We start from the raw sequence: 19,552 nt of genomic DNA, 5'->3' as shown, positions 1-19,552 counted from the left end.
CCATGGCCTGCGCCAGCAAGTGTTGCTGGCAGCGCGTGAGGCCAATGCCGAGAAAGCACTGGGGTTGTTGGCGGCACGCTATCGAATCACCGAGCAGGCCATTACGGAAAATCCCTTTAGCCAGGAGGTGCAGCGGTATTTGAAGAGCGGCATGGCACAGGTTGAAGAGATGAAAGCGTTGCGCATCTCGGGTAGCCGCACGGTGTCCATCGAGCTGACCACTACTGCGCGCGTGAAACCCAACTTCCTTGGGTTGCTCACCTCCGGCGGTGGTGGTGGTTTAAACGCGGGGATGCTGTGGTTCAACATCTTATCGCTCAAGACGGCTTACAACAGCCTGCAAAAGAGCGATGCACCGGAATACACCCTGGGGTTCGCTTCATCTGTGTTCGGGGTGATAGGTGCAGCGGCGGCGACATTGGTCAGCGTGCGGGCAACGCAAAAGGCCGTCATGCTGAGATTGAGCTCAACAGCGCCGGGCATGGCCTTTGGCAATGGGGTTATCAAGTTTTTGAGTAGCAATCTGTTTGCGCGTTTAGCCGGATACCCGGCAATTGCATTTGCTCTGATCTCAGATTGGTCAAAGGGATTGCGCCAATTCGATAACGGTAACTCTACGGCTGGCAGATACACAATTGCTGGTGGATTAACCATGGCCATTGGCTCTGCTGTCACTCTTGAAGCAGGACTTGCCATTGCGGGCGCTACAACGCTAGTACCTTTTGCCGGATGGGCCGCCGCTGCCCTTGTCCTAGTAGGCGTAGCCATCATCGCAGGAGGCCTCTACCTACACGCCAAGGCACATGAACGCCTTCACAGCCCAATAGAACTGTGGGCAGCACGTAGCATATTCGGCAATCGCATCAATGATGGAGAGTCGCACGCCGACATCAACTTGGACTTTGACAAGAAACTTCCTGCTTTCACCTCACTGCAAACAGAAATTAAGGCTTGGCACAATGAACATTACGGGCCCAAGCTACTATCCGCCGAGCAGGCCCTATCCCTGGGCATAACTAAAGCCGACACCCGATGGCATCAGAATAACCACTGGTCGCCGCCAAATTGGACAGCTATCACACATAACGAAGTAGCCACCCCCCAACCAACCGTAGAGTTCACAGTGCTGCTGCCTGCATTCAGGCTAGGCGTAAGTGAATGGTCAGGAAGTTTGAGCTCCGTCCGTGACAACCACGGAATTGACGTTTTTCCAATCAGCCCGACCGGCCACCTCGTAGATGCTGGCTTAGTTCTACATTTCGAAAACACCCTCGCCAACCAAAATCATGTCTCACTTCATCTAACCTACAACGCCAATCAAGGCTTGGACGAAGACAATGAGACCCTGTCAATTTTTCGTCTGGAGCGCTGATCATGGCAACCATCTGGATATTCAACTCAATGTCAGACTCTGGACACAAGCCCTCTATCACAGGGCAACTGTTAAGCTTATCCGACACCATTTTATGCTTAAGGAATCCATGGGTCACAGACTCTGTCTTCATGGGAAAGCTGTATTGCGCGATAACTGCTCTGTCAATTGCCGGCTTTTACCCATATTTACTATCCAGGGATATATGGCGCATGTACGAAACCGCTCCATTATTAGCGACTGGATTCTTGCTTATGCCTTTCACTTTCCTACCTTTCCTCATTTATCGAATATATTTCATAAAACGCTTATCAAGCTTCTGCTTCAATCGGGCGACCCAAAAAATCTACTATCAACGTTTAAGCAAGGTACTGGTCTTTGAGTGGAGCAATACCGGCGGTGGTATTTTTAAGCGTACGGAATACGGCGGCTCATCATTCAGCACCAGCTATGCCCTCGCCTTCGCCCCCCGCCGGGAAGACGGCAGCCTGCATCAAAAAGACTGCCTCTGGGTCGACAGCAACGAACCCACCGAACCCGGCGTCAAGCATGTGGCCGAAGTGTGGGAATACCTGCGCCACTTCATGGACCACGGCCCGGACAAACTCCCCCCGCCCGGTGAACCCAACTGGTGGCACAAGCCACTGCACGCCATCTGCCTGACCCCGGCAGAAGCCTGGCGCCACTATGCCCCCTGGCGAACCGGCGAGCCCGGTGAAATGCAGGGCAAAAAGAACTGGCAATTGCCGTTCTGGGCCGTGCTGTTTCCCTACAACCTCTCCGTCGCCCTCTGCTGGTATGGCATCTGCCGCCTGTTCAACGTCCGAGCAGCGCCACCGCCACCCGAAGCATTTGAGGAGGCCCCAGCGCATTCAACCCAAAAAAGGAAGCGTACATGAGCGACACCTCCGTCAGCAGCGCTACCTCCAGGCCCTGTCTGCAGTTCACGCGTCCCCATCCTGACGGTGCACTACACCAACGTGCCAGGCACCCGCGACTTCCCGGCCATGGCTGAGACCCTGTCAATTTTTCGTCTGGAGCGCTGATCATGGCAACCATCTGGATATTCAATTCAACGTCATACTCCGGACACGCCCCTGCAATTGGAGGGCAGTTGGCAAACGTATCCAAGAATACCTTGTGCCTGAGAAACCCATGGATAACAGATTCCGTGTTTATGGGAAAACTATACTGCGCAATGACGATCACACTGCTGATAGGCACTTACCCTTATCTACCCCCTAACATCTCGAAACTTTACAACGAAGACATTTTATTGATGCTTTTATTATTAATAACCCCCTTCGTGTTCACTCCTTTCCTAGCTTATCGAATTTTCTTTATAAAGGGCTTATCAACCATCTGCCTCAACCGATCAACCCAAAAAATCTACTACCAACGTTTGAGCAAGGTACTCGTATTCGAATGGGCTAACACCGGAGGTGGCATCTTCAAACGCACCGAATACGGCGGCTCATCATTCAGCACCAGCTATGCCCTCGCCTTCGCCCCCCGCCGGGAAGACGGCAGCCTGCATCAAAAAGACTGCCTCTGGGTCGACAGCAACGAACCCACCGAACCCGGCGTCAAGCATGTGGCCGAAGTGTGGGAATACCTCCGCCACTTCATGGACCACGGCCCGGACAAACTCCCCCCGCCCGGTGAGCCCAACTGGTGGCACAAGCCACTCCACGCCATCTGCCTGACCCCGGCAGAAGCCTGGCGCCACTATGCCCCCTGGCGAACCGGCGAGCCCGGTGAAATGCAGGGCAAAAAGAACTGGCAATTGCCGTTCTGGGCCGTGCTGTTCCCCTACAACCTGACCGTCGCCCTCTGCTGGTATGGCATCTGCCGCCTGTTCAACGTCCGAGCAGCGCCACCACCGCCCGAAGCATTTGAGGAAGCCCCCATTCAACCCGGCAAAAGGAAGCGCAATGATACCCATCGTACTGGTAGGCCATCGTCATAGCTGCCCGCTCCATGGCGAAGGCACTGTGGAAACCGGCGCAAATGCAACATTCGTGGATGGCAAGGCCGTCGCTCGTGTGGGCGATCGCATCAGTTGTGGCGCCGTTATCGAAACCGGCGCTGCCTGCACGATCATCGAGGGCCACCCCGCAGCAAGGGAGGGTGACACTACCAGTCATGGAGGGACCTTGATCGAGGGGGACCAGGGTTGGCTCATTGAGTGAAAGCCACTACCGGCCAACGAGCCGGATGCTGAAGCCTGTCAGTCAAAAGGTTTGGGCCGTCCAGCGGCCCAGATAGCGAACAAAGCCACCCTTCGCGGGTAACCTGTTCTCACACGCATGGCGCCATGCCCGCAGGCATGCGCCATGTCTGCGTCAATCCAGCACTGGCCGAAGCAACGCCTGTGCCTCATACAGGGTCGGCAAATACCGCAACCGTATCTCATCAATACTCAACCGCGATGCATGAGTAGTGATGGTCAGCGTGGCTTTCAACTGACCGGCCCGCCCCAGCAGTGGCACCCCCAGCACCCGCATACCGATTTCATATTCCTGATCAACGATACAGAACCCCTGCCCCTTCACGCGCAACAGTTCAGCGTCCAGCTGCGCCCGGTCTGTCAGTGTGTAAGGCGTCAACGCCCGCAGCGGGTGACGGGCAAAGTATTCGTCCCGCTCCCCCTCCTCCAGCCAGGCCAGCCAGACCCGCCCGCTAGCCGTGCAATACATGGGTACTCGCGAGCCGGGCCTGATCGACAAAGACGCCACATGGCTATACCGGCTACGCACCAGATGGATGATCTCATCGCCATCGCGAGTACCCACCGATACGTGCTCCTGGGTCTGCCGCGCCACCTGTTCAACAATCGGCCGCAGCATGCGCGGCAGTTGCGCCGAGTCCACATAAGCCTGGCCGATACGCAAGGCCTTGGGGGTCAGCCAGTACTCACGGCTGTCAGTTTCGGCAAAGCCCTCATGCACCAAGGTCAACAGAAACCGCCGCACAGCACTGGGCGTAAGGCCAGATAACCTGGCCGCCTGCGGCACACTCAGACGCGGCTGCTCGGCGCTGAACAGCTGCATCAGCGCCAGGCCTTTCTGCAAGCCTGCGATCAGGTCACGGGGATGGATGGCGGGTGTGTTCATGCATTCGACTCGCTACCAGAGGCACAAAAACAGCCGATTACTGCGATAACCGGATCATGACTGCGATTATCGCACTAAGTGGCCGCTTGGCGCATTGTTGCCCGCGTTCCCCTGCCTCACCCTTGGCGCCATAACAACGCCAATAAGGAAGTCAGCATGATTCGAGGTTCCACTGAACTGGTCGCCATCGTCGGTTCGCCCATCGCCCAGGTGAAGTCCCCGCAAAACTTCAACACCTGGTTCAACCACAACAACTGCAACCTCGCCATGCTGCCCATCGACCTGCACGAGGCGGCGCTGGACAGCTTTGCGGGTACCCTGCGTGGCTGGCAGAACCTGCGCGGTTGCGTGGTCACCGTGCCTTACAAGCAGGCGCTGGCCAACCGCGTCGACGGCCTGAGCGAGCGCGCGGCTGCCCTGGGTTCGGTCAATGTGATACGTCGCGAGCGCGACGGACGCCTGCTGGGCGACAACGTGGACGGCGCCGGTTTCCTCGGCGCTGCGCACAAGCATGGCTTCAAGCCGGCGGGCAAACGGGCACTGGTGATCGGTTGCGGCGGTGTTGGCAGTGCCATTGCCTATTCACTGGCTGAGTCAGGGATCGCCAGTATTACCCTCAGCGACCCCAGCACAGCACGCATGGGTGCTGTATGCGAACTGCTCGGCAACGCCTTCCCCAAACTCACGGTCAGCACACAGTTCAGTGGGCTGGAAGACTTCGACCTGGTGGCCAACGCGTCACCAGTCGGCATGGGCCCCCGCGCAGAACTGCCGCTGTCCGCCGCCCTGCTGGCGACCCTGCTGCCAGACACCCTGGTCGCCGACGTGGTCACCTCACCCGAGATAACCCCGCTGCTGAACCGCGCGCGGCAAGTAGGCTGCAGGATCCAGACTGGCCCGGAAATGGCCTTTGCCCAACTGGGCCACCTTGGCGCCTTCATGGGCGTCACGCCGTTGGAGATCTGAGGCCATGACGACTCTGGAGCACACACATAACAGCTTCGACCTGGTTGTGCTGGGCAGCGGTGCCGGTGGTTTTGCCGCTGCCGCCACCGCGGCCCGCCGTGGGCTAAAGGTGCTGGTGGTGGAAAAGGCCGAACGCTTTGGCGGCACCTCGGCGATTTCTGGCGGCGCGGTGTGGCTGTACGGCACCGACCAAGCCCGTGACGCCGGCGCCAAGGACTCCCCCGAGGCAATGCGCACCTATCTCAAGCAGGTCATCGGCGACGGCTACGACCCCGCCTTGTGCGATGCCTTCATCGAGCATGGCCACCAAGCGCTGCGCTGGCTGGAGCAAAACACCGAACTGCGTTATGCCCTGCGCCCACTCTCGCCCGACTATTACCCGGATGCACCCGGCGCCACTCAGTTCGGCCGGGCGCTGGAAATGGTCGAATACGACGGCAAGCACCTGGGCACACGCTTCAAGGACCTGCAGATGCCACCGCCCGGCATGCTGCTGTTCGGCGGCATGATGGTCAACCGGGTGGATATCCAGCATTTCCTCAGCATTCGCCGCTCACCCAGATCGATGTGGCATTGCCTGAAGCTGATGGCGCGTTACGCGCGCGACCGCCTGCAGCACCCACGCGGCACCCGGCTTACCACTGGCAACGCATTGATCGCCCGCCTGGCCACCAGCGCCTTCGCCCACGGCACACAGTTGTGGTTGCGCAGCGAAGCCGTGGAGCTGATCGCCGAGCACGGCGTGATCACGGGCGTGGTCGTACAGCGCGAGGGCCGCCGTGAGCGGGTAATGGCCCGTGGTGGCGTGGTGTGCGCCATGGGCGGATTCGCAGCAGGCGCAATGGCCGCCGGCTACCGCCCTGCTCAAAAGGCGCCGCACCTGACCATGTCACCACCGGCCAACGACGGAGCCGCCCTGCGCCTTGCCCAGGCCGTGGCAGCAGCCGAGGGCGAGAGCCTGGCGGCCAACTTTTTCTGGGCACCGGTTTCCGAACTGCGTCATGCCGATGGTGAACGTGAGCGCTTCCCGCACTTGGTCACCGACCGCGCCAAGCCGGGCGTGATTGCGGTAGACCAAGCCGGGCGGCGCTTCGTCAACGAGTCCGACTCCTACCACCACTTCGTGCACACCATGTTCGCCAACGGCATTGCCAGCTGCTGGCTGGTCTGCGATGCCGAGGCAATGAACCGGTACGGGCTTGGCCTGGCGCGGCCCAAGCCCGTCAACAACCAGGCGTTGATCGACGCAGGCTACCTGTATCAAGCCACCACAACGCAGGCACTGGCCCTGGCCATCGGCGTCGATCCACAGGTGTTTTCGCAAACACTTGCACAGTTCAACAGCGATGCCAGCAATGGCATCGACCGCGCATTTGGCAAAGGCGGCAACAGTTACAACCGCTACATGGGCGACCCGCAACATACGCCCAACCCATGCCTGGCACCCCTGACCAAGGGGCCGTTCTATGCCATCCGCATTCACACCGGCGACCTCGGTTCAGCTCGTGGCCTGGTGACCAACGCCGATGCCAACGTGCTGAACCGCAGCGGTTTGCCCATTCCCGGGCTGTATGCGGTCGGCAACGACATGAACTCACTGATGAAGGGCACCTACCCCGGCCCCGGCATCACCCTGGGCCCTGCCCTCACCTTCGGCTGGCTTGCTGCCAACCACATCACCGCGCGCCTGCAGGCGCCGGCTACCCCTACGGAGAACCCGGCATGTACTACGAACTGAGAACCTACACCCTCGACCCATTGAAAATGGCCGACTGGCTGGCCCTTTACCAAAGCCACGCACTCGAGGTGCAGAGCGAACACCTGGGCAACCTGGTGGGCTTTTTCACCAGCGAGTTCGGCGACGTCAACCAAGTGGTGCACATCTGGGGCTATGCCAGCCTCGACGACCGCATGGCACGCCGCGCAGCCATGGCGGCAGACTCGCGCTGGGCGGAATTCTCGCGACGCAACCGCGAGCTGGGCGCAGTACTGCGCCTTCAATCGCGGCTGCTGCGCCCTACCGGTTTCTCACCGCTGCAGTAAGCCACACGCCACCTCTTCCAACATCCGAGCGGACCCCTTCCATGCCCCCCCTTGAATGTGACGTACTCGTCATCGGCTCCGGCGCCTCTGGCCTGGCTGCCGCCGTAACCGCCGCGCATCATGGCCTGACAGTGGTCGTCGCGGAAAAAGCCAGCCAACTGGGCGGCACCAGCGCCTGGTCGGGGGGCTGGTTGTGGATACCGCGCAACCCGCTGGCCATCGCCGAAGGCATCGTCGAAGCCGACGATGCCCCGGAGCGCTATCTGCGTGCGCAAACCCACACCCGCGAGCTGGACCCGCGTCAACGTGCCTTCCTGCGCCATGGTCCGGAAATGGTGGCGTTCTTCCAGCAACACACTGCCGTGCAGTTCCAGTGCGGTAGCCGTATGCCCGACATGCGTGAAGGCGATGGCAGTGCACGCGGCGGTCGCTCGCTGTGTGCATTACCTTACGACGGGCGCCGGCTGGGGCCTTGGCTGCACAAGTTGCGCCCGCCGCTGGACATCGTCAGCCTGGCCGGCATGGGCATTGCCGGGGGCGCCGACATGGCTGCCTTCTTCAACGCCACACGCTCGCCAAAGGCAGCGCTGCATGTTGGCAAGCGCCTGTTGCGCCATGGCCGCGACCTGCTGCTGCACCGTCTCGGCCTGCATCTGGTCAATGGCAACGCGCTGGTGGCGCGCCTGCTGCGCAGCGCCCTTGATCGTGGCGTGACATTGCTGACCGAGAAACCGGCCAGCCGTCTGTTGTTGTGCGAAGAAAGGGTCAACGGCGCGCTGTTTGCCGATGGCCAAGCGATCTACGCACGGCGCGGTGTGGTGCTGGCCTGCGGTGGCTTCCCACATGATCGCCAGCGTATCTCGCAGCTGATGCCGCACGCGCCGGACGGTGACCAGCATTACTCCGCTGCGCCCAGGGAGAATAGCGGTGATGGTTTGCGCCTGGGCGAACAGGCGGGTGGGCGGATGTCTGCGGCAGGCGCCCACGGGGGCGCCTGGGCGCCGGTATCGCAGGTACCGCGCCGCAATGGCCATTTCGGCCATTTCCCACACCTGATCGACCGTGCCAAGCCCGGTTTCATCGCCGTGCGCCGCGATGGTCGGCGCTTCGTCAACGAGGCCGATTGCTACCACGACTTCATGAACGCGCTGTTCGCCGCCACGCCGCAGGCTGAGCAGCCGGAGGCCTGGCTGATCTGCGACCATGCTGCGCAACGGCGCTATGGCATCGGTTGGGCCAAGCCCTTTCCCTTCCCTACCCGCTTCTATCAGCGCAGTGGCTATTTGCACAGCGGCGCTACCCTGGCGCAACTGGCGCAGCGCTGCGGGATCGACGCCGAGCAGTTGCAACGCACGGTGGAGGGCTTCAACCATCATGCGGCACAAGGTGAAGACCCTACCTTTCTACGTGGCGCGTCGGCCTACAACCGGGCCCAAGGCGACCCGCAGCAGGCACCTAACCCGTCGCTTCGGCCGTTGCTGAAGGGGCCGTTCCATGCGGTGAAACTGCTGCCAGGCAGCCTTGGCACCTTCGCCGGCCTGGACACAGACGCCTCAGCCCGCGTACTGGACCACGCAGGGCAGCCGATACCCGGGTTGTTTGCAGTGGGTAACGACATGCACAGCGTGATGGGTGGGTACTACCCGAGCGGCGGCATTACCCTTGGGCCAGGGATGACCTTCGGGTATCTGGCCGGTAGGGCGTTGAGCGGGGGCTGTGCACATCATTGATGTCGGTTTTGCGCCCATCAGGCAACCAAGGCCAAAGCCTTCTACCCTTCAGTGACGTGAATACCTGCCGCGCCCGCCGGCCAACGCAACCGTTCGATAACCGAACAGTAGCCCGTCTCTTGAATTGACGCTGCCGTCTTCACTGCTCACCATGCACCGGCCTTGCGTGCCCCCCTGCCTGGGAACGGTCACGTACCCGTAGCACCGCAGCTGAATACAATTTCAAGAAACGAGCAGTCTATGAACCACTCCAAGATCCCTCCCGCCGCGCCCCGGATGTCCCAGGGCTCGATCGGCGACAAGCTCCGCGGCGCCTTCGGCGTCGGCAAGACCCGTTGGGGCATGCTCGCCCTGGTGTTCTTCGCCACCACCCTGAACTACATCGACCGCGCCGCCCTCGGCATCATGCAGCCTGTGCTGGCCAAGGAAATGAGCTGGACGGCGATGGACTACGCCAACATCAATTTCTGGTTCCAGGTCGGCTATGCCATCGGCTTTCTGCTGCAAGGCCGACTGATCGACAAGGTCGGAGTCAAACGGGCCTTCTTCTTCGCTGTACTGCTGTGGAGCCTGGCCACGGGTGCCCACGGCCTGGCCACCTCGGCGGCAGGTTTCATGGTCTGCCGCTTCATCCTCGGCCTGACCGAGGCCGCCAACTACCCGGCCTGCGTCAAGACCGTGCGCCTGTGGTTCCCGGCGGGTGAGCGGGCCATTGCAACGGGGCTGTTCAACGCCGGTACCAATGTTGGCGCCATGGTCACCCCCGCGCTGTTGCCGCTGATCCTGGCTGTATGGGGCTGGCAGGCTGCGTTCATCGCCATGGGTAGCCTGGGCCTGGTGTGGGTCGTGTTTTGGGTGCTGAAGTACTACAACCCTGAAGACCACCCCCGCGTGCGTCAGAGCGAAGTGCAGTACATCCAGCAGGATGACGAGCCCGAGCCGACCCGTGTGCCGTTCAGCCGTATCCTGCGCCTGCGTGGCACCTGGGCTTTTGCAGTGGCCTATGCGATTACCGCACCGGTGTTCTGGTTCTATCTGTACTGGCTGCCGCCGTTCCTGAACCAGCAATACAGCCTGGGCATCAACGTCACCCAGATGGGCATCCCGTTGATCATCATCTGGTTGACGGCAGACTTCGGCAGTATCGGGGGTGGCATCCTGTCGTCGTGGCTGATCGGCCGTGGCGTGCGTGCCACGACAGCGCGCTTGGTGTCCATGCTGATCTTTGCCTGCACCATGCTCAGCGTCATCTTTGCCGCCAACGCCAGTGGACTGTGGGTCGCGGTGGCGGCCATCTCGATCGCGGTAGGCGCGCACCAGGCGTGGACGGCGAATATCTGGAGCCTGGTGATGGACTACACACCCAAACATCTGGTGAGCACCGTATTCGGCTTCGGCAGCATGTGTGCGGCAATTGGCGGGATGTTCATGACGCAGATTGTCGGCAGCGTGCTGACCGCTACCAACAACAACTATGCCGTGCTGTTTACCATGATCCCCGCCATGTACTTCCTGGCGTTGGTGTGGATGTATTTCATGGCACCGCGCAAGGTCGAGAGCGCCTGAGAGCGCTAGCCACTTACCTCTACGGGGCCCTTGCGGGCCCTTTTTTTGGCTTGAAGTTTCTTGAGAAGCGGACAACGGCAATGAAGCGTTCGGTGTAGGTTCACTCGCGAACGTGGCGTAGCCGGTGCCATGCGCCACGTTCGCTCGATCAGACCGTGGCCAACACCGCCTTGGCTTTCTCCAGCGCCATGCGCGCACGCTGTTCGCCACTGATGCCCTGCTCCAGCAATTGCCGCGTGGGGATTTCCAGGCTCAGCGGCACGCTCGGCGGCAAGGCGCGCAACAGGCCAACCAGGTCGGCATCGCCATCACCCGGGAAGCGTCGCTCGTTACGCGCCTGGCGCAGGATCTCGTCCATGTCGGCCGGTACCGGGCCAGCAACGTCACACAGTTGGGCATAGCGCATGCGCTGCGGCTTCAGTTGCGCCAGGTCGTCCAGCGAAGAGCCGGAGCGGTTGAAATGGAAGGCATCCACCAGCACGCAGCCATTGGCATGGTCGGCGTTGGCCACCACCCGCATGGCCTGGCGCAGGTCACGTACGTCGGTCCAGGGCATGAACTCCAGGTGAGGGTGAATGCCGTATTGCGCCGCCAGCTCGCACAATGCGGCAAAGCGTTCGGTCAGGCGCGCTTCGTCGGGGTCGTTGCCCGCTACCAGCAATTCAGTGCCACCCAACCCGGCGCCCACCGCCAGGATCGCTTCGAAATCGGCCACACAGGTTGCCGGTTCAAGACGCAGGATCTCCAGGTCGAGCACCTTGACGCCCGTGTCGCGCAAGCGCGCCTGGGTTTGCCGGCGCAGTTCGGCATCGGCGACCAACGGGAAATGCCGCTCCTGTTCGGTGGCTGGCACCAGCCGTAGGCCGACATGGCTGTAACCCGCTCGGGCGGCGGCCTCGACCATGTCCGGTGGAGACAGCTCGAGCACCGTCAGGGCCGCGAGGGAAAAAATTCGATCAGTCATTTATCGTCACCAGCAATAGTAAGGTTGTATCAGCCAATGTGCGCGGGCGCGCAAGCCCGACCGCTTTGGGCTGCCTGTCGTATCGCTTCGATCAGCGCCAGTGTGCGCCCCCCGTCGGCAGCGTCGATCAGCGGCGCCTGTTCACCCCGGGCAACCCGCACAAAATGCTGCAATTGCAGGGTCAATGCCTCGCCGGCGGGGATGCTTTCCGAGCGTTGCAACAGGGGCGTATGCCAGCCTGAGCCTGCCTCGGCGTAATGCCAGCGCTTGAGCTGGGGAATGCTCAGTGCTCCTTGGGTACCGGCCAGCAGATAGCACGGCTGGCCGTCCTGGCGCGGGTACACGGGGCTTTCGCCGGCGTCCAGCTCCCAGCTCCACGGTGCAGCCACCGCATCGGACCCGGTCAGGCTGCCCAAGGCACCGTTGGCAAACTGCAGCAGCACCGCGGCGCTGTCTTCGTTGGCAAAACCGCGGACATCGTTGCGGGTGAAGGCCTGCACCTGCACCACCTCGCCGCACAGGTAACGCAACAGGTCAAGGTCGTGGATCAGGTTGGTCAGCAAGAAGCCGGCGCCTGGCTCGCGGCGCCAGGGCGTTTCGAAATAGCTGTCGGGCTTTTGCAGCTGCCACAGCGCGGTGACGTTGATCAAACGGCCCAGCTTGCCTTCGTTGATCACCTGGTGCGCCTTGGCGATCAGCGGATTGTGTCGGCGATGGTGCCCTACAAGCACCGGCACACCTCGGCGGCGTGAGGCTTCCACCAGTGCACGCACTTCATCCAGGTTCACGCCCACCGGTTTTTCCACCAGCACCGGCACCCCGGCCTCGACACAATCCAGGGCGGTGGCGACATGCAGGTTGTTGGGGTTGGCGACGATCACTGCCTCGGGGCGCATCTGCTCCAGCATCTGCCGGTGGTCGGCAAAGCAGGGCACACCGCACTCGGCAGCGAAGGCCTCGGCCTGCGGGCCGGGGTCGGCCACCGCACACAGTTGGGCTTGCGGCACATTGCGCAAGTGCTGGTAATGCTGCCGGCCCATGATGCCGGCGCCAATCAAGGCAATACGAAGGGGTGCGTTCAACAGCCTGTCCTCTTGTCATTGTTGTCATGAAATTCTGAAACGAAGTTCCACAATTCACACTCAACAATTTAGAACCAAGTTCAGCTTTTCAGAAGAACAGGCGCAACAGACTGTGCGGTAATCGACCGGAATATCCTCTCAGGCAAACAGCTCGCTGGCGGGACTGGCCGCCGACAACTCTTCTGCCGCCGTCAGCAATAGCGGTGCCAGCGCTGTAAGGCGGCTCTGTGCCAGCCGCGCGCTGGGCCCGGCGATGCTCAGCACGCCGATCACCTCGTCACTTTGCGGGCGGCGTACCACTGCGGCCAGGGCTGAGGTGCCGATGGCGGAGGTTTCCTCGACCCAGGCATATCCACGCTCGCGGGCGCGGTGCAGGTAGGCGAGCAGCTCGTCGGTGGAGCGTGGCGCGTTCGGGCCGAACTGGTCGGGGTCGGCAATACCTTGGCGCAACACCATCTGCAGCGCCAGCTCATCGTCCAGGCTGGCCAGCCAGGCATGCCCGGAGGCGGTATAGAACAGCGGCGCGTCGCGCCCCATATCCGGGTCGTAGCGCAGCCCGGAGCGGGCACCCTGGGATTTGGCGATCCAGATTTGCCGGGCACCGTCGATCACCCCAAGGCGCACCAGTTCACCGCTGTCCTGGGCCAGGCGGTCAAGAATCGGCTGGATGATGTCGGCACCGCTGTTGGCCAGGTAACGAAAGCCCAGCGCTACCAGCTTGGCCGACAGCTGATAGCGGCTGTTTTCCCGGTTCTGGCGCACGTAGCCCAGCCGCACCAGCTCAGTGAGCATGCGGTGGGCAGCGCTTTTGGGAATGTCCAGGCGCTCGGCCAGGGTTTGTAACGGCAGCCCTTGGGGTTCACCGGTAAGGCTTTCTACAAGACTGAAGGCGCGTTCGATCTGACTACCAGCCATGTCACAGGTCCCTGATTTTTTTGCGGATTCTAGAAGATAATTCCACATCGTCGCTAGCCAGCGCAGCTCGGGCCACCTCGAATGTCCGATGATCGCCCAGTTCTTGCCTGACATGACCAACCTGACCTTGCACGACCATCCGCTGCTGATAAGAATGTGGAACATTGTTCTAATAAAAGCACAGGAAACTTGCAATGCCTTCCGCTCCTCTCGAAACCGAATGCGATGTACTGGTCATAGGTTCTGGCGCCGCCGGGCTGGCGGCGGCCGTCACGGCTGCCTGGCATGGGCAGAAGGTGATCGTGGCGGAGAAAGAACCGGTGTTTGGCGGTGCCACCGCCTGGTCCGGCGGCTGGGCCTGGGTGCCACGCAACCCGCTGGCGCGCAGGGCCGGCATTGAGGAAGACATCGAGCAGCCGCGGACTTATCTGCGCCATGAGCTGGGGGCAAACTACAATGCCGAGCGCGTCGATGCCTTCCTTGAGGCGTGCCCGCACATGGTGGCGTTTTTCGAGAAGTACACGGCGTTGCAGTTTGCCGACGGCAACGGCATCCCGGACATGCATGGCGATACGCCGGGGGCAGCCCTTGGCGGCCACCAGGTGATCGCCGCGCCCTACGATGCCCGCGAGGTTGGCGCCCTGCTGCCACGCTTGCGCAAGACCATGCGCGAAACCTCGTTCATGGGCATGCCGATCATGGCCGGAGCCGACCTTGCCGCCTTCCTCAACATGACCCGCTCGCCCAAAGCCCTGCTGCACGTGTGCAGGCGCTTTGGCCGCCACCTGTACCACCTGGCCCGCCATGGTCGGGCCATGCACCTGGTCAACGGTGTGGCGTTGGTGGCGCGCCTGGCTAAATCGGCACAGGACCTGGGTGTGCACCTGCAAGCGTCGGCACCGGCCAAGCGCCTGCTGATCGAGGGTGGCCAGGTACGCGGGGCGTGGGTCGCGACGCCACAGGGCGAGCAGCTGATCCGCGCCAAGGCCGTGGTGCTGGCGGCAGGTGGCTTCCCCAATGACAACGCCCGGCGCCAGCAACTGTTCCCGCGCGATGCCAGCGGCCACGACAACCTGGCGCTGCCGCCCAAGGGGTGTTCTGGCGATGGCCTGCGGCTGGGCGAATCCGCCGGCGGTGTGGTTGCTACCGACCTGAAGTCGCCCGTGGCCTGGGCACCGGTTTCACAGGTGCCGTATCGCGACGGCAGCGTCGGCCACTTCCCACACATTATCGAGCGCGGCAAACCGGGCGTTATCGGCGTGCTGGCCAACGGCAAGCGTTTCGTCAACGAAGCGCATGGCTATTACGACTATGTGTCGGCCATGGTCGCTGCAGTGCCGCAGGGCCAGGAGGTGTGCTCGTGGCTGGTTTGCGATCATCGCTTCCTGCGCCGCTATGGCCTGGGGCATGCCCGCCCGGCACCGCTGCCGGTAGGACCGCATGTGCGCAGCGGCTACCTGAAACGCGGCGCCACGCTCGAGCAGCTCGCCCAGGCCTGCGACATTGACCCGTCCGGGCTGCGCGCCACGGTCACTGACTTCAATAGCCATGCCCGTAACGGCCAGGACCCGGCGTTTGGCCGCGGTTCCACGCCGTTCAACCGCAAGCAGGGTGACCCACAGCACAAGGGCCCTAACCCTTGCGTGGCGCCCATCGAGCACGGGCCGTTCTATGCGGTGAAAGTAAAGCCCGGCTGTTTTGGCACCTTTGCCGGGTTGCGCACCGACGGCAATGCCCGTGTACTGGATGAGGCCGGGCAACCGATTGCAGGCCTGTATGCAGCAGGTACCGACATGGCCAGCGTGTTTGGTGGCTGGTACCCGTCGGGCGGCATCAACCTGGGGCCGGCGCTGACCTTTGGCTATGTCGCCGGGCGGCACATTGCCGGGGTGCAGGAGTATGAGTGAACGGATCTACGATACCCGGGGGAGCGGCGGTCTGCAGGGGGCACCGGGAAAGGCCGTGGCGCTTGAATCGAGCGCCACGCGGTCTGATTTTTCAGCGCTGTCGCCCCTCAGCTCACAGGCCTCGCGGCGCTGCGCTCCTGAAGTTGCGCCAGCCAGTAGGCCACATCCACCTCGTCGATCTGCTCGGTGCGCAGGAAGCGCTCGGCATATTGGCGGTATACCCCGCTGCTGAGGAACAGTTGTAGCAGTTGCCCGTCGACGTGCCCCTCGCGGGCCATGGCCACCAGGATCTTCACCGATTCGGACAGCGTCTTCGGGGGTTTGTATGGCCGGTCTGCAGCCGTCAGTGCTTCAAAGATGTCGGCAATCGCCATCACCCGCTCGGCGATGCCCAGGTCCTGCCCGCCCAGACCACGCGGATAGCCGCTGCCGTTCATCTTTTCGTGGTGGTTGCCGGCGATGTCGGGTACCCGCTTGAGCTGGCGCGGGAGCGGCAGTGCACTGAGCATGATGATGGTCTGCACGATGTGTTCGTTGATCTTGAAGCGTTCTTCGTCAGTCAGCGTGCCACGGCGGACCGACAGGTTGTACAGCTCGCCGTAGTTGCTGGCGTGGCCTGGCAGATGCATGTCGAACCCCCAGATATTACGCGGGTCGTCCTTGACCACGGGCGGTGTGCGGGTGCCCCAGGGCACGCAGTGCTCGGGGCGATCAGCCAGCAATGGCTCCTCTGTCGGTAGTGCAGGCTGCGGCACGCCGACAAAGCGTTCCGCCTCATCACGGGAGATGCCCAGGCGGTTATCGAAATGGCGCAGCCAGCGGCGCTTGCCGATCACCTGCAAACGCTGGATATCGGCGTCCTGCATGAACTCGCCGCCGATGTTGGCCTGGGCGACGAAAGCGAAGTCGTCCTGCAGCTCGGCCTGGCTTCGCTGCAGTGCGGCTTTCAGCACCTGCTGGTCGGCGCCGCTGGCCAGGCCTTGCCAGTAGGCCAGCTCCGTATCGCGCCACAGCACTTCGAAACGCATGCGTACTTCGTGGATGCGGTTGTACAGGGTCTCCAGCTTGGTCGCCTTGTCCACCACGTACTCGGGGCTGGTGACCTTGCCACAATCGTGCAGCCACGCTGCCACACGGAACTCGTACCGCTCTGCCTCGGTCATGCTGAAGCTGGCGAACGGACCGCTGTCGGCTGCCACTGCTTGATCCAACAGCATCTGCGCCAGCTGAGGCACCCGCTCGCAGTGGCCACCGGTATAGGGGCTCTTGGCATCGATGGCGTCTGCCAGCAGCTTGATCATGGCGTCCAGCAGGCGTTGCTGGGCTTCGACCAACTGGCGGGTTTCGATGGCCACTGCAACCACGCCGGACAACTCCTCGACAAAGCGCCGAAATGCCTCGCCCACCCGCTCCTGCGCCTGCTCTTCGTCCATTTGCAGGACCAGGATGCCCAACAGTGCCCGGCTACGGTCATTCAGCACCACGGCCAGGCTGCGCCCGTGCAGGCCGAGGGCCTGGTTCACTGTTACAGCCAAATGCTGCCGGGCGCCCTCATCCACTGCCAGCTCGCTTGGGTAGTGTTCACCGCGGCACGAGGCGGCCAGACGCAGCAAGGCTTGTTCAGCGTCGTACAGGTAAACCACGCCGGCGTCGCCCCCGGCAGCCTCTACCAGATGGCTCAGCACGCCATCGAGCATGCGCTCCAGGTCTCGCTCGCGGCTGAGCGCAAGGGTAATCGCCTGAAAGTGGCGAATAGTGCCGGACATGCGGCTCAGCACGCGGCTCAACTCGCGCACCTCGGAAACCCGCGAGTGCACACCCACTTCACGGCTGAAATCAAAACTGGCCAAACCTTGAACCTGCTCGCGCAACAGCCGCAGCGGGCGGCCAATGCGCCGGCCAAGCACACCGCCGAGCACCAGCAACACGGCCATCAGTGCCACGGTCCAGAGCAACTGCTCGAACAAGACTTTGCGTGCCCCCACCAGCAACTCGTGGCCTGGTACGGCAATCAGCACGTGCAAGTCGTGCCCGGCCAGGGTAGTCAGCTGCACACGAATGCCATACCAGGTCTGGCCGTCCACCTGATAAGGCTGAGGCTGGTTGCCCTTCGGCAGGTCAGCGTATAGCCGTGCCAGGCTGGGAGCGCCCAGCTCGGCGACACGCGACAGGCGCACGCCTTGCCCTTCGTGCACGATTGCCCGCTGCGGGTCCGGATAGGCCACAACGTTGCCCTGGTCATCGACCACCACGATCTCGGTACCCGGGGTCATGCGCAGGTCCCGAGTCTCGCTGGCCAGGTCGTTGACCGAGACGTCCAGGCCGATCACGGCTCCACCGTCGACGCTACGTTGGGCCATGGTCAAGCCGACCTCGCGGGTGGTGAAGAACACATAGGGGCGCGTCAGCACAGTAGAGGGTTGTACCGTGGCTTCAGCGAACCAGGGGCGCAGGCGTGGATCGTAGCGATAGTCAGGTTTGGCCTGGGCCTGCAACAAGTTCAGCGCCCGATCATAAAAGCGCCACTCGCCCTGCACCTTGGCGCCGTCGCCATGGCTGACGCTCTGCACCAGAAAAGCCGTGCCCGGTGGAGCGGCGAAACGCTGCATCAGCTGTGGGTCACGCAGGCGACGCACCAACAGGAACTCGCCGCTGGGGTAACCCAGATAGGCGGCGCTGAGCATGCGGTTGGCGTCCAGCATTTCCACCAGCTGTGGCAGCCGATCCAGGCGCTGTGCCTGGGTGTGCACCGTCGTGTTGTGGGCCAGCAGGCGAATGCTGCTTTGCGCCGGCTCGATCAGGCGCCTGGCGCGCTCGTCGATCGTCTTGGCAACCTGCTGGGCGGCATCGCCAGCGGCGGCCACGAGGGTTTGGCGAATACCGCGGTAACCCTGCCAGGCCAGGGCGGCGCCGAGCAGCAGCATGCCCAGCACGACGGCCAGCGCTACCAGCCATTGCAGCGAGATGCCACGCCCGGCTTTACCGGCAACACGGCCATTCGACACGCAGCCCATTCCAGGTACTCCATGTGTGGCAGTTTGAAGGAGCAGCCAGAACGATCATGCAGGCCAGGGCCATTCGCAGGCAGCGTGACGGGCCAAATGGTGGCAAGCTGCCCTGGTCCATCTTGGCAGCAGTGTAGAGCGTACGTGGGCTTTCTGCCGGGATGGCAAAAAAGTTAACCTGGGCAGTAAAAGGCGCACAGCCGTTACATGAGGCTCAAACCCGCTGTTCCAGCATGACCAACGCCCCGATAATCAGCGCCTGCATGCCCTCAAGCAACTCCACTTCCATCTCCGATTCTTCGCCAGCCCGGTCGGCCTCCAGCAGCGGCTCGCGCCCCGACACCGTGTACACCGTATCGGCCACGGCAAAGCCATGGAACGCCACCGTCGACAACAACCAGCGCGCCTGTTCCAGGCTCAGGCCGTAGGCCTGGGCGATGTGCGCCTGGTGGTCATTGATCTTGTCGATCATCGCTTCTGTCGCTGCCAGCCTGCGGATCACATAGGGCGTCAGACCCGGGTGGGCCTTGACGAATGCCTGTACCGACGTGGCAAAGCGCGTCAGGTAGGACTGCAACCCTTCTACACAATTCCCGTCTGCCCTAGGGATCTGCCAGCGCTGAAAGATCTCTTCGGCCACCAGGCACTTGAGTGCTTCGATGTTCGGCACATGCTTGTACAGCGCCATGTGGCTTACGCCCAACGCAGCGGCCACGCCAACGAACGTGAGGTTGGGCAAGCCGATGGCGATGCTCACGTCGGCAATCCGTTCACGGGTGATGGTGCGAGGGCGACCGCGTCCGGGGGTGCGTTGTGGTGGTTGCATCAGTTCCTCCAGGCTTTGTGAAGACAGTCTTGTAGCTGCCTTGTCGGGTTTTCGCAAATT

Annotated in this window: 15 protein-coding genes and 1 pseudogene; 10 read left to right on the top strand and 6 right to left on the bottom strand. The window is 62.2% G+C overall.

The annotated features are described in order from the left end of the window. From ACF8FG_RS05595 to ACF8FG_RS05580, 4 genes and pseudogenes are all read left to right on the top strand, one after another. Window positions 1-1,372 (top strand): annotated as a pseudogene (locus tag ACF8FG_RS05595) (hypothetical protein); the annotation flags it as partial. Between the two features lie 2 nt (window positions 1,373-1,374). Next, window positions 1,375-2,271, top strand: a complete 897-nt coding sequence (locus tag ACF8FG_RS05590) for a DUF6708 domain-containing protein (RefSeq protein ID WP_392518629.1) — start codon at window positions 1,375-1,377, stop codon at window positions 2,269-2,271. Between the two features lie 149 nt (window positions 2,272-2,420). Beyond that, the gene (locus ACF8FG_RS05585; RefSeq protein ID WP_392518628.1) at window positions 2,421-3,341 is read left to right on the top strand and encodes a DUF6708 domain-containing protein; all 921 of its coding nucleotides are present in this window, start codon (window positions 2,421-2,423) and stop codon (window positions 3,339-3,341) included. Next, window positions 3,307-3,564, top strand: a complete 258-nt coding sequence (locus ACF8FG_RS05580; protein ID WP_076403177.1) for a PAAR domain-containing protein — start codon at window positions 3,307-3,309, stop codon at window positions 3,562-3,564. The genes ACF8FG_RS05585 and ACF8FG_RS05580 overlap by 35 nt, the downstream gene beginning before the upstream one ends. A gap of 153 nt (window positions 3,565-3,717) precedes the next feature. Here ACF8FG_RS05580 and ACF8FG_RS05575 read toward each other — a convergent pair whose 3' ends face one another. Further along, a complete protein-coding gene (locus ACF8FG_RS05575; RefSeq protein ID WP_014591441.1) occupies window positions 3,718-4,488 on the bottom strand; it encodes an IclR family transcriptional regulator in 771 nt (256 codons plus the stop codon). A gap of 156 nt (window positions 4,489-4,644) precedes the next feature. Here ACF8FG_RS05575 and ACF8FG_RS05570 point away from each other — a divergent pair, with 156 nt between their 5' ends. From ACF8FG_RS05570 to ACF8FG_RS05550, 5 genes are all read left to right on the top strand, one after another. Next, entirely contained in the window at window positions 4,645-5,454 is an 810-nt protein-coding gene (locus tag ACF8FG_RS05570) for a shikimate dehydrogenase (RefSeq protein ID WP_318080052.1), read from the top strand. Between the two features lie 4 nt (window positions 5,455-5,458). After that, complete coding sequence (locus tag ACF8FG_RS05565; protein WP_076403179.1) at window positions 5,459-7,192, top strand: FAD-dependent oxidoreductase; 1,734 nt, start codon at window positions 5,459-5,461, stop codon at window positions 7,190-7,192. Beyond that, a complete protein-coding gene (locus tag ACF8FG_RS05560; protein WP_003250862.1) occupies window positions 7,177-7,497 on the top strand; it encodes an NIPSNAP family protein in 321 nt (106 codons plus the stop codon). Before ACF8FG_RS05565 ends, ACF8FG_RS05560 begins: the two co-directional genes overlap by 16 nt. A 41-nt stretch (window positions 7,498-7,538) precedes the next feature. Then, complete coding sequence (locus ACF8FG_RS05555; protein WP_318080055.1) at window positions 7,539-9,227, top strand: FAD-dependent oxidoreductase; 1,689 nt, start codon at window positions 7,539-7,541, stop codon at window positions 9,225-9,227. 240 nt (window positions 9,228-9,467) lie between these two features. Beyond that, window positions 9,468-10,793, top strand: a complete 1,326-nt coding sequence (locus tag ACF8FG_RS05550; RefSeq protein WP_012052802.1) for an MFS transporter — start codon at window positions 9,468-9,470, stop codon at window positions 10,791-10,793. Between the two features lie 148 nt (window positions 10,794-10,941). Here the strand turns inward: ACF8FG_RS05550 and ACF8FG_RS05545 are convergent, their stop codons facing one another. From ACF8FG_RS05545 to ACF8FG_RS05535, 3 genes are all read right to left on the bottom strand, one after another. Further along, the gene (locus ACF8FG_RS05545; RefSeq protein ID WP_014591446.1) at window positions 10,942-11,757 is read right to left on the bottom strand and encodes a sugar phosphate isomerase/epimerase; all 816 of its coding nucleotides are present in this window, start codon (window positions 11,755-11,757) and stop codon (window positions 10,942-10,944) included. A 29-nt stretch (window positions 11,758-11,786) separates the two neighbouring features. Then, complete coding sequence (locus ACF8FG_RS05540) at window positions 11,787-12,839, bottom strand: Gfo/Idh/MocA family protein (protein ID WP_076403182.1); 1,053 nt, start codon at window positions 12,837-12,839, stop codon at window positions 11,787-11,789. Between the two features lie 138 nt (window positions 12,840-12,977). Next, window positions 12,978-13,754, bottom strand: a complete 777-nt coding sequence (locus ACF8FG_RS05535) for an IclR family transcriptional regulator (RefSeq protein ID WP_014591448.1) — start codon at window positions 13,752-13,754, stop codon at window positions 12,978-12,980. A 194-nt stretch (window positions 13,755-13,948) separates the two neighbouring features. Here ACF8FG_RS05535 and ACF8FG_RS05530 point away from each other — a divergent pair, with 194 nt between their 5' ends. Then, a complete protein-coding gene (locus ACF8FG_RS05530; protein WP_318080058.1) occupies window positions 13,949-15,661 on the top strand; it encodes an FAD-dependent oxidoreductase in 1,713 nt (570 codons plus the stop codon). Between the two features lie 107 nt (window positions 15,662-15,768). Here the strand turns inward: ACF8FG_RS05530 and ACF8FG_RS05525 are convergent, their stop codons facing one another. Next, window positions 15,769-18,675 carry an HD domain-containing phosphohydrolase gene (locus ACF8FG_RS05525; protein ID WP_318080059.1) on the bottom strand — a complete coding sequence of 969 codons (2,907 nt, stop codon included), beginning with the start codon at window positions 18,673-18,675 and terminating at the stop codon, window positions 15,769-15,771. A 205-nt stretch (window positions 18,676-18,880) separates the two neighbouring features. Continuing rightward, a complete protein-coding gene (locus ACF8FG_RS05520; protein ID WP_014591451.1) occupies window positions 18,881-19,492 on the bottom strand; it encodes a TetR/AcrR family transcriptional regulator in 612 nt (203 codons plus the stop codon). Window positions 19,493-19,552: the final 60 nt, after the last annotated feature.

Origin of the sequence: Pseudomonas sp. YQ_6, assembly GCF_043103245.1 — a bacterium.
GTDB classification, from domain to species: Bacteria; Pseudomonadota; Gammaproteobacteria; order Pseudomonadales; family Pseudomonadaceae; genus Aquipseudomonas; species Aquipseudomonas alloputida.
This window is presented reverse-complemented; position numbering and strand designations above follow the sequence as displayed.